The organism is Bacillus sp. 220_BSPC (genome assembly GCF_001054655.1).
Taxonomy (GTDB): Bacteria; Bacillota; Bacilli; order Bacillales; family DSM-1321; genus Peribacillus; species Peribacillus frigoritolerans.
Genome location: NZ_JVPL01000143.1, coordinates 1 through 9,659 on the forward strand (window position 1 = coordinate 1; position 9,659 = coordinate 9,659).

Annotated in this window: 11 protein-coding genes; 5 read left to right on the forward strand and 6 right to left on the reverse strand. The window is 37.7% G+C overall.

Annotation, left to right across the window (positions count from 1 at the left end):
• Positions 1–233 precede the first annotated feature (233 nt).
• Positions 234–1,196: a peptidoglycan-binding protein gene (locus tag ADA55_RS09305; protein ID WP_048682448.1), complete on the forward strand. Its 963-nt coding sequence runs from the start codon at positions 234–236 to the stop codon at positions 1,194–1,196.
• 96 nt (positions 1,197–1,292) lie between these two features.
• Here the strand turns inward: ADA55_RS09305 and ADA55_RS09310 are convergent, their stop codons facing one another.
• Positions 1,293–1,601: a hypothetical protein gene (locus ADA55_RS09310; protein ID WP_048682452.1), complete on the reverse strand. Its 309-nt coding sequence runs from the start codon at positions 1,599–1,601 to the stop codon at positions 1,293–1,295.
• A 257-nt stretch (positions 1,602–1,858) separates the two neighbouring features.
• On the opposite strand from ADA55_RS09310, the gene ADA55_RS09315 reads away from it, so the two are divergent.
• Complete coding sequence (locus ADA55_RS09315) at positions 1,859–3,463, forward strand: phosphodiester glycosidase family protein (RefSeq protein WP_048682458.1); 1,605 nt, start codon at positions 1,859–1,861, stop codon at positions 3,461–3,463.
• 263 nt (positions 3,464–3,726) lie between these two features.
• Here the strand turns inward: ADA55_RS09315 and ADA55_RS09320 are convergent, their stop codons facing one another.
• The 5 genes from ADA55_RS09320 to ADA55_RS09340 form a co-directional block, all read right to left on the reverse strand.
• Positions 3,727–4,311 (reverse strand): TetR/AcrR family transcriptional regulator, encoded by a 585-nt coding sequence (locus tag ADA55_RS09320; RefSeq protein ID WP_048682462.1) that lies wholly within the window; start codon positions 4,309–4,311, stop codon positions 3,727–3,729.
• 7 nt (positions 4,312–4,318) lie between these two features.
• Positions 4,319–5,071 carry an alpha/beta fold hydrolase gene (locus tag ADA55_RS09325; RefSeq protein ID WP_048682464.1) on the reverse strand — a complete coding sequence of 251 codons (753 nt, stop codon included), beginning with the start codon at positions 5,069–5,071 and terminating at the stop codon, positions 4,319–4,321.
• Between the two features lie 251 nt (positions 5,072–5,322).
• The gene (locus ADA55_RS09330) at positions 5,323–6,132 is read right to left on the reverse strand and encodes an AAA family ATPase (protein WP_048682466.1); all 810 of its coding nucleotides are present in this window, start codon (positions 6,130–6,132) and stop codon (positions 5,323–5,325) included.
• Positions 6,125–7,573 carry a Mu transposase C-terminal domain-containing protein gene (locus tag ADA55_RS09335; RefSeq protein WP_048682469.1) on the reverse strand — a complete coding sequence of 483 codons (1,449 nt, stop codon included), beginning with the start codon at positions 7,571–7,573 and terminating at the stop codon, positions 6,125–6,127. Before ADA55_RS09335 ends, ADA55_RS09330 begins: the two co-directional genes overlap by 8 nt.
• 19 nt (positions 7,574–7,592) lie before the next feature.
• The gene (locus ADA55_RS09340) at positions 7,593–8,147 is read right to left on the reverse strand and encodes a recombinase family protein (protein WP_048682472.1); all 555 of its coding nucleotides are present in this window, start codon (positions 8,145–8,147) and stop codon (positions 7,593–7,595) included.
• 362 nt (positions 8,148–8,509) lie between these two features.
• Here ADA55_RS09340 and ADA55_RS29275 point away from each other — a divergent pair, with 362 nt between their 5' ends.
• The 3 genes from ADA55_RS29275 to ADA55_RS09350 all read left to right on the forward strand — a co-directional run bounded on the left by ADA55_RS29275 (position 8,510) and on the right by ADA55_RS09350 (position 9,374).
• A complete protein-coding gene (locus ADA55_RS29275; RefSeq protein ID WP_153246111.1) occupies positions 8,510–8,665 on the forward strand; it encodes a hypothetical protein in 156 nt (51 codons plus the stop codon).
• Between the two features lie 124 nt (positions 8,666–8,789).
• Complete coding sequence (locus ADA55_RS09345; RefSeq protein ID WP_048682476.1) at positions 8,790–9,062, forward strand: membrane protein; 273 nt, start codon at positions 8,790–8,792, stop codon at positions 9,060–9,062.
• A gap of 21 nt (positions 9,063–9,083) precedes the next feature.
• On the forward strand, positions 9,084–9,374 hold the full coding sequence (locus ADA55_RS09350) for a hypothetical protein (RefSeq protein WP_034311919.1): 291 nt from the start codon (positions 9,084–9,086) through the stop codon (positions 9,372–9,374).
• Positions 9,375–9,659 lie beyond the last annotated feature (285 nt).

Consider the following 9,659-nt stretch of genomic DNA (forward strand, 5'->3'; position numbering starts at 1 on the left):
AGCGAGCATCTGGAGGGGAAATCAACCACACCGCACTACTTGGTAAATAGGAACTAAGTATGCGAAAACAGCCAATATAAAAAAGCACAATTCCATTAGGGGTTGTGCCTTTTTTATTTTAGAACGATGAAAGCTTACTAGACTCACATAAAAAGGGCGATTTTTTTGTAACGTCAAGGTAGGTGTACAAGCATTTCCTAATTAGCACCATAACATATTAGGAGGTGATTGAATTGACGGTTAAATTAGAAACTTTATTGGATCGTTCAGAAAAGAATATGGGCAGCGGAATTCATCCAGTCGTAAAAGAATCAGCCTTGGAAATGGTTAAACGGGCATACCAAGAAAGCATTTTCGTGCAAATCAGCGCAGGTTATCGGTCTATGGAAGAGCAAGCAAAGCTATATGGTCAAGGTCGCCTAGGTTATATATACGATGGTAAAAACTATAGTGATTTATCGAAACCGAGAGTGACCAACGCGAAGCCAGGTCAATCTTATCATAACTATGGACTAGCCATTGATTATTTCATCGTCAGCGATGATGGAAAGAATGCCAAATGGACAGTTGATGCAAAATGGAGACGTGTAGCGGCTATTGGTAAATCCTTGGGCTTTGCATGGGGCGGGGATTGGTCAAACTTTAAAGATTATCCGCACTTGGATATGACGGGCGGACTGACTTATTCTCAGTTAAATGCGGGAACAAAGCCTAGACTGATATCAAAAGTGAATGGAACCACTCCACCAGCTACACAAGTCGAATCTGAAGTCATTGTAAAAGATACACCAGCAAAGGACAGCGGCAATCAAACTATCAAGTCAATTCAGAGGACATTAAATAGCAGATATAGTTCAAAAATAGATGTTGATGGATATTATGGTCCCAATACTAAAAAAGCCCTGATCAAGGGTTTTCAAACCGAATTGAATAAACAATATGGTGCAAAGATTAAGGTTGATGGAATATGGGGACCCCAAACAAAAGCGGCTTCACCTAATGTTAGGGAAGGGGCGGAAGGGAATATCACCTATATCCTTCAAGCTGCACTTTATTTGGAAGGACATAATCCACATGGCATGGATGGTATCTTTGGAAGCGGAACGGAAATAGCTGTGAAGGCATTTCAAAGGGCCAATGGATTTTCTGCAGACGGCATCGCCGGTGAAAATACCTTTGCAAAACTATTTGGATGATATTTGAAATGGAATAGAACTATTATGCTTAAAATTAGCTTAGCAAAAAAGCCCTATGAGGGCTTTTTTTGTATAAATGAAAAAATAGCAGTCATTTTAAAAGTAAATATCCCAATCGTTTAAGAATCGAAGTATAAGAAACGTAAGAATACATATGGGGACAAGAAATGTAACCGCATTTACGAAATGAAAGTACTTTAATGCGGAATGCTTTTTGACTTTAATCACTAAATAGAAGAATGATAAAGTTGCGATCAATGGGCATAACAACCCTAAATCAGTTAAAATGCTTGAAATTGGGTGGTTCATAACACTAAGTCCAATAAGGAATGAAGCAAGGCAGATAACATTGATAACCGACAAAATGATTGGTATTAACAACAAGTTCTTTTTTACTGTCTCCATAAATTTCGCCTCCTAGGAGATAACCCCACACATATCTTATAATATTCACGATTAGCCAGCAAAAATTTTGATTAACTGTATACAAAGACAAAATACTCAAAATTTATTCAATCACAAATCTGAATTGTAATATTTATCGAGTATTTATACTCATTTTTGTTCACTTAAAATTGACTGAAATATAATAGTTTTTTTAATTTTCCATCACATTTAGACAATAAAGTTAAAGGAGGACATAACTTTATTGGAGGAAAAAAATGAAAAAATTATGGAAAAAGCCAATTTTGCCTATCGCCTCTATTAGTCTGGCATCTGTGATGTTTGTAAATGCCATTCCCGAAACTCCAGTTCAAGCAAAATTGAATGTTCAATCACAAGTGCAAATGAAAAATCATTTGCTTCCGCTAGGAACGCCAAATTTGCAGGAGAAAAGAACCTCCATGAATCTAGCACCAGGAGTGAAGTATACCAAAATCAATCGTGGTGAAACATCTTCTAAAGACTTTTATACAGTGGATGTGGCATTTGTAGAAACACAAAAGCAGGCAAAGAAATTGTTGGAAAGTTTAAAGAAAGACGGTTTCAAAAATGCTCATATCATAAAAGAATCGGATCGGGCCGTGGATGACCGGAAAAAGGGAGCGCTTGGGTACATTGTTCGCATCGGTCAATATCAGCTGGAAGCGGATGCAGCCGAAATGAGAAACAAGTTATCTGAAAAAGGATATACGGGACTTCGGACTGTGTATACGGGTGAAGACGGAGAGAAAACAACAGGACCATGGGTAGTGAACGTCCTTGAAGTGGATCAGGATCGATTTAATGGGCATGTGGTGCCTGAATTAGCAAATGATGCAGTGGCAGGAAAAGAAACATTGACCCAAATCTCTGATAGAAAGGATGCCATTGCAGGAGTTAATGCTGGATACTTCGTTATGGGAGAGAAGGATGGAACACCAGGCGATCTTGCCGGTATATTTGCAAGCAAAGGTCAACTTGTCAGTGAAGCTATAAATGGCCGTTCAGCTCTGATTTTATCTACTGTTGAAGAGAAGGCAAACATTGCATCTGTGTCCACGTCGATACAGGCTACTTCATCTGATGGTGCGGTTAGGGAAGTGGATGGGTTAAATCGGAAGCCAGGATTAATCCGCAATTGTGGCGGTGTTGGAGGGGATACGACAACAGAACGGGCAAAACATGATTTTACTTGTAAGGATGAAAGTGAACTTATCCAATATACGTCCGTATTTGGTGAAAAGACAGAATCGGGCGACGGTATGGAAGTGGTAGTAAATCATGCCGGGGTAGTGGCGGAAATCCGTAACAAGCGTGGGGGAGACATTCCAAGCAGTGGTTCTGTTCTTGCGGGAACGGGGGAGGCGGCAGAGTGGCTTCGTGACCATGCCCGACAAGGAATGAAGATTCAAGTGAAAAGTAAAATCATCGGGGATGGAAAGCAATTAAAATTAGACCAAACTTCAAGTATGATTAATGGAGGTCCTCGATTATTGGAAAACGGAGAAATTTCCATTAATGCCGTAGAGGAAGGCTTTCACTGGGAAGAAGATCCAGGTTTTTATTATCGTTTTGGGGAACGTCGTAATCCAAGAACGCTTGCAGGAATCAAAGAGAATGGCAATTTATTATTTGTCACCATTGATGGACGCGCACCCGGATGGAGCGTGGGAGCTAATTTTGAAGAAAGTGCGAAAGTCATGAAGTCATTAGGGGCAGTCGATGCCATCAATCTTGACGGCGGCGGATCGACGACCATGACAGTTGGGGATGACCGAGTCACAAGACCATCTGATGCAGCAGGTGAACGCCCGATTGCCGACGGTATTCTGTTAGTAGAATAGATGGGCAGAGTTATCGTCTTCATTTATCGTTTTGGGTTCAAGCGGGCCGTTACGAAAAAAATCTCTTCAGTTAGGTTTCTGAAGAGATTTTTTTATTACGGGATCATCTTATCAAGATCACAAAGAATTCAGCTATTAATTGTTAAAACTTTAGGCATAAAATAGGGCCTATAGATAATCATGGAGATTTTTTTGTTGACGATCTCATTTTTCTCCATATTAGCGCCCGATTGTGGAAGTTCCTCTTTAAATCTTCATTCAGATTAGTTACAAAACTCGCTTATAATCTGGTTCTTTATTTCTTCTACCGGAAACCCTTGTTGATAGGTGGATATCATCAACATAATTCCTTGTAGCACAGATGAAAAATATAACGATCGTTTCCTTGGATCCTTTTCACCCATACTTTCAAATATTTTACATTGAAACTCAAATTGTCTAGCATTTTCTTCAAGTATGAGATGACTGTATTTTATCAACTCTTCATCAGACTCTGGCTGAGTTTGAAGGTGTAGATAGAACCGGTGGACTTCTGGTTTTTGGAGGATATTATCAATGGCACCATTGATAATATGTTCAAGCTGTTCACGAGGTGTATTTAGCGTGAACGCTTCTTCCATGACTTCCACCACTTCCCTGATTCTGGCTTCGACCATTTCAGAAAGCAGCTCTTCTTTTCCTTTGTAATAGTTATAGAGTAACCCTTTCGAAATGCCCGCCTGCTTGGCTATATCGCTTATGGAAGTAGTGTAATAGCCTTGTTTTATAAATAACTCCATGGCTGCAGCGCGAATTTTTTCTTTGGATGCTTGGCGAATACGGTCATTCTCTTCTGGTGTACGTGGCATTTTGTCTTCAATCCTCCATAAAAGCAGTGAATTCTTGATATAAAACTTCAGAATGGGTGAGGGGCAGCATATGATCGGCATCCTCTATTTCGATGAAACGGATGTTTGGAACCTTTCGGAAACAATCGGCAACTCGGAAATTATCTGCCAAGTCCTTTTTGCCGATAAAGAATAAAGTTTCGGTGTTCAATTCTTCTAATCGTTCCATTGCTGGCGGCTGTGGCCATATCATGCAGAATTCAGCGGGCCACTTAAGCAAGCGCCCGAAATGATGCCTGAGCATTTGGACAGTGAGATCTTTGTGCGGACTATCGATAACAACTTGATATGTTGGTGAATGAAGGGCAAGCTCTAACATCTTATCTATATTGGGGGCACTTTCCAATATCTTGTTATGATATTGTTCAAACTCCTTTGAATAGGGAAAACCAGTTAAAGAAGGAGCAATTAATACAAGTTTCGATACCCTTTCTGGGTAATTAAGGGCGAAATCAGTGGCAATCTGCCCGCCCATGGAATGACCTATAATCGTTGCCTGATTAAGTTCCAGGTAATCCATTAGTGCCAATACATCCTCTACATAGTTTGCATGTTTTATGGGGGATGGGGATTTTCCGGCACCACGGCCATCAAAAACGATCACTTGGTAATTTTTTGTTAAAAGAGATGCTAAAAATGTCCATTGCCTTAAATCAACACCACCACCATGAATAAGAACAACAGGAAGCCCCTTGCCATTAACCTCGAAATGTAAATCCAATGCAACCCCTCCTTTTTTATCACTGAATTTTCAGATTTATTTTATTATTGAATGAACGTTTAGTCAATAGAAAATGCAATTAAATTTTGAACAACTGTCTAAAAGTATTAACTTTTGTATAATGCTGATTTTACTATTAATGTTAATCTGTCATTTTAGGAGTTATTTTGCACCTTTTTTAAGTACTATTTTGCACACTCAACTATAAAACCCAGCAACCTTCACATTAGAAGATCAGCTGGGTTTCTTCATTAATTATGTCCAATCACTAAACTATTTCGTGCAGCCTCTACTACTTCGGTGGTAATTGATGAAAGGTTATTGATTTCAAGGATTCGCTCAATTTGTGTAAATAGACGGTGGATAAGTCTAAAGTTACCATTTGTGACTTTCATTATGCTAGTAAGTGCCTCATAATCGGAAAAGTCCTCTCGTTTAATAGAAATACCTAATTCATCCCATTTATATTCTAAAATATGGTGCATCTCGTCTTTACTGAGTTTCTGATATTCATGTGCAAATCCAATGCGGGAATAAAGCTGGGGATAACGTGCTAACCTTTTTTCAATCCCTGGCATCCCTATGAAAACCATGGCTAAGTCATGTTGGTCATAGATGTCACGAAGTTGCTCTAAATGTTGTAGTTTCAGACGATCGATTTCATCCACTATAATTAAGTTAATCCCTTTAAAAGCCTTCGAAGTATTTAATTCCTTCTCACCAATACGTGCCCGATAGACATCTTTCACTATATTTAATCGAGCTCCTATCACATGAATGGCACCAGTTAATTTCGTTGCACTAACAGGTGGGGCAGTATAGAAAAGCGTATGACATTCTAAAATTTTTTCGTCTGCATGAGCGTCTATAAATTCAACTTTTTCATAGTTAATCTGCTTCTCGAGGTAATCCCATCGTGCATACTGTTTAGCAGACAATGTTTTCCCCACACCAGGTAGACCATAACAAATTCCCATATATTGATACTTGATACATGCATCACAAAACTCTGCGAATCGCTTATATTCCTTCGTTTCAATAAATGTTTGTGTGTTACTCATTGAAATACCTCTTCAATTTTGATTTGATTGGTTCAGTTTTCTCCGAACCCACTTCTATTTGGCTTTGTTTAGAATGGATAATTTCTTCAATGAGGGTTTTCTCTGGGGTGATTTGATTTTTTAAAGAACGTTTCCGTTTATTTCTAGCAGAAATAATGTCTTTTAAATCCACTGTATAATCGGAAATTTCAGGAGAAATAGGCGTACATAAATAGTGATCTTCGTAAAAAACTCTTATTTCAGCAAGGTCTCGTGGATCGTAACGAATCACAACCGTTTCACCGACGTACGCAGCAAGTGTGACATCAATATATCTTAGACCTTGGAAATGAATCCCGTCCGAATGTACTTTTCTTGCTTTGGCAACATGTAGCAGTAATAGGTCTAGACTTTCTAAATTTTCCGGCATATTTGGTAAAAATCCTGTATCATTCCAAGTATGAATCGGTGCTTTTTTAGTTGTTCCATGAGTACGGTGATGATAATTGTACACAATAAAATCGGCTAATTTTCCATCCAGTTCTTTCAACGTCAAAAGGGTATCCTTTGTACCATTTCCTATATATCCAGGTAAGTCTTGTAAAAACAATTGGTTGACGCTTGAAAAGAAGCGTTCAATTTTCCCACGACCTCTTGGAACGCCCACTGCTGAAAAAACGAGGTTCATTTTCAAATCAATGGCCACTTGCTCTAAATGATTCGATGTAAAATCACTACCATGATCGGTATAAAACTGTTCAGGAATTCCACAGGTTGGCCAATCTAGATTTCGTTTTCGCCAAATGGCCTGATGTAAAGCGAGTGCTGTTTGGATAGCCGAAGGTGCTTGAAAGGTTAAAAAATAGCCAGCGACTGCTCGGCTGTAGTCATCTAAAATAATCGTCAACCAAGGTCGTTCGGGTTGTTCTTTTTCATTAAGCACAAGGATATCGAGTAACGTATGGTCGGCTTGCCAAATCTCATTGGGATAGCTTGCTTCTCTTCGATGAATTAGATCGAATTGATTTCCGTATGCTTTTTGGCCATCATGCGCTAACGTCTTTAAGCTTTGCGAAAGAGACTGCGATATCTTATACACTTGATAATAACTTGGTTGTTGCCATCCTTGTTTCAGACATTGCTCACAGATCATTCTATGAATAGACGTCAGTGAGTTCCTTTTGTACTTCAAAATCAACTGTTCAATCGACACGACAACTTCCGGTTCTGAAAGTATTTTGCCAGCATCATTTCTTGTTTTTCTAATTAAACCTTTTAATCCAAATTGTTTATAGTCCCGAATCCAGTATTGTAGCGTTCTTTTTGCGATGCCGGTTTCTTCAGTAAGGACAGTTAATGTTTTCTCATTTTGAAGATACGGCGCAATGACTTTATATTTTTCCTTGGCTGTTTCTCGCTGTTTTTCTGAATAAGCTGTTAATGGAGGAAGTTCATTTTGCATAGACATCAACCTTTCCGATTTACTGTTTTTCTAAATACCGATAAATCGTTGTTCGAGATACACCCCATTTTTCTGCGACGTCTTTAATCGGTGTACCATTTTCAATTAGTGACTTCATCATTTCAATATCTTTCGGTCCAAATTTTTCAGGACGTCCTCCAAGACGACCACGTGCTCTAGCTGCAGATCTCCCGGCAGCCGAACGTTCCTCAATTAAATTACGTTCAAATTCCGCAAATGCCGCAAATAGATGAAACATCAATTGGCCTGTGGCATTACTTTTTTCCATTGTTAAATTTTCTTGTAGACTGTGGAAGCCCACACCACGTTCATTTAAGCTATTCACAATTTGAATTAAATCTTGCATATTGCGTCCTAATCGATCCAATCGCCAAACAACAATCGTATCGCCTTCACGTGCATACTGAAGCGCTTCCTCTAAACCAGGACGCTGCCTTTTTGCCCCACTCATTTTATCGTGGAAAATTTTGGAACACCCATATTGCGTAAGGGCGTCCATCTGTAAATCTAAATTTTGTAATCCCGTCGACACACGTGCATATCCAATTAACACTCAAATCACTCTTTCTTATTTTTCCTTTATATTTATTGTAACATAAGATAAAAAGAGTTAGGTTATTGAACGAAGAATAATGAACAGGGTTTTGTTACGAGAAAGGTAATAAAAAACGTCTTTTTCAAATCGAACAGTGGTGTGTTCAGAAAAGGACGAGTTTTGGGACAAATAATAATTTATTTATGAAATGTTTGCTTTTTTACTTTTGTTCAGCAACCTAAACAAAAATTGGAAATTTATGTTTAGGTTGTTATAAGATTGTGAAGAAATGTACTTAAACTATCGGGGCAGGTTACTTTTAAAAAATACTGTTATCTAAAATTTATAATCACATTAACTTTTGTTTAAGGACGGTTAAAATGACACTTTTATTTAAATCACTTGGATTTGGGGTTCTATTTGGATTAGTTATGTTACTTGCAAATCACGATAAGCCAAGTAAACTTTTGATTTTTCTTAAATACTTTTTAATAGGTACAGGCGGATATTTTTTATATGAATGGATTATGGGGTGAATTCCCTCTTTTTCTTTTACCAAAAGAAAGTTTGTGAAATATTGTACTTAAACTAACGGGGCAGTTTAGTTCATTAACACATATGGGTTATTATGGTAGTATGAGGTTGTAAAGGAGGGTCTAAATGAAGCTGGTTTTTCAAGCATTTATTGGTTCAATTGCAATTCATATAATCTATTTAGTCGGTATGATGTTAGTCGGATATATAAAAACAAGGAACTATAAACCAGATATTGCAAGTGCATGGGATAAAGTAGAAACACTTCAAAATGAAGTAGTTTTTGGTAAGGTAAATTCTCCTTTTCTTTACTTTTTCACATTTGTAGGAGTAACTGTGATTTGTGGAATTATAATATTTTCATATAAAAAATTGTTTAACTTAAGGTTTCTTAGTTAAAGATGAGGGAGTTTAAAACAAATGAACGAAAAATACAGCAAAAGATCTGCGATATTAAGCATTATAAGTGCAATAACAATGTTTATTGCTTATGAATTTGCTCCTGATAAACCTGAAGGTATGATGGTTGTTTTCCTAAAAGTATTATTTTTTAGTTCTATTATTACAGGTGTACTTAGCCTGGTTTTTAGTTATATAAGTTTTAAAAACAAAGAAGAAGGATTTCTAAAGAAGATAGCTCCTTTAATAATCTTATTGATTTTATTAGTATTTTCTTTTTCAATTATTGGGGTAGTAATAGGTTTAATGTAAAAAAAATCAATATCACTTATTGTGCGAACGGGTGCTTTACTTCATTAACAGGAGCTAATCAGTAGCTCCTTTTCTTATGCAACTAACGGGTGCGTTAGCTGAAGATCGGAGCTGTCTCTAAGGCAGCTTCTTTTCTTATGGAACTAAAGGGGCAGGTTAGTTCAATAAGAAATCATACGTAATTAGGTTATTGGCACAAAAAAAAGCCCTTAAATCAGGGCTTTTTTTTTATAAAAATCCTCTATATTTGGCTGCTCTTTTTAACTCTTCAATATCCGCATCAGG

Excerpts from the sequence above, each read along its gene's own strand:
- ADA55_RS09310 (WP_048682452.1), bottom strand. The coding sequence starts at position 1,601 with ATGGAGACAGTAAAAAAGAACTTGTTGTTAATACCAATCATTTTGTCG.
- ADA55_RS09315 (WP_048682458.1), top strand. The coding sequence starts at position 1,859 with ATGAAAAAATTATGGAAAAAGCCAATTTTGCCTATCGCCTCTATTAGT.
- ADA55_RS09320 (WP_048682462.1), bottom strand. The coding sequence starts at position 4,311 with ATGCCACGTACACCAGAAGAGAATGACCGTATTCGCCAAGCATCCAAA.
- ADA55_RS09330 (WP_048682466.1), bottom strand. The coding sequence starts at position 6,132 with ATGAGTAACACACAAACATTTATTGAAACGAAGGAATATAAGCGATTC.
- ADA55_RS09335 (WP_048682469.1), bottom strand. The coding sequence starts at position 7,573 with ATGCAAAATGAACTTCCTCCATTAACAGCTTATTCAGAAAAACAGCGA.
- ADA55_RS29275 (WP_153246111.1), top strand. The coding sequence starts at position 8,510 with ATGACACTTTTATTTAAATCACTTGGATTTGGGGTTCTATTTGGATTA.
- ADA55_RS09345 (WP_048682476.1), top strand. The coding sequence starts at position 8,790 with ATGAAGCTGGTTTTTCAAGCATTTATTGGTTCAATTGCAATTCATATA.
- ADA55_RS09350 (WP_034311919.1), top strand. The coding sequence starts at position 9,084 with ATGAACGAAAAATACAGCAAAAGATCTGCGATATTAAGCATTATAAGT.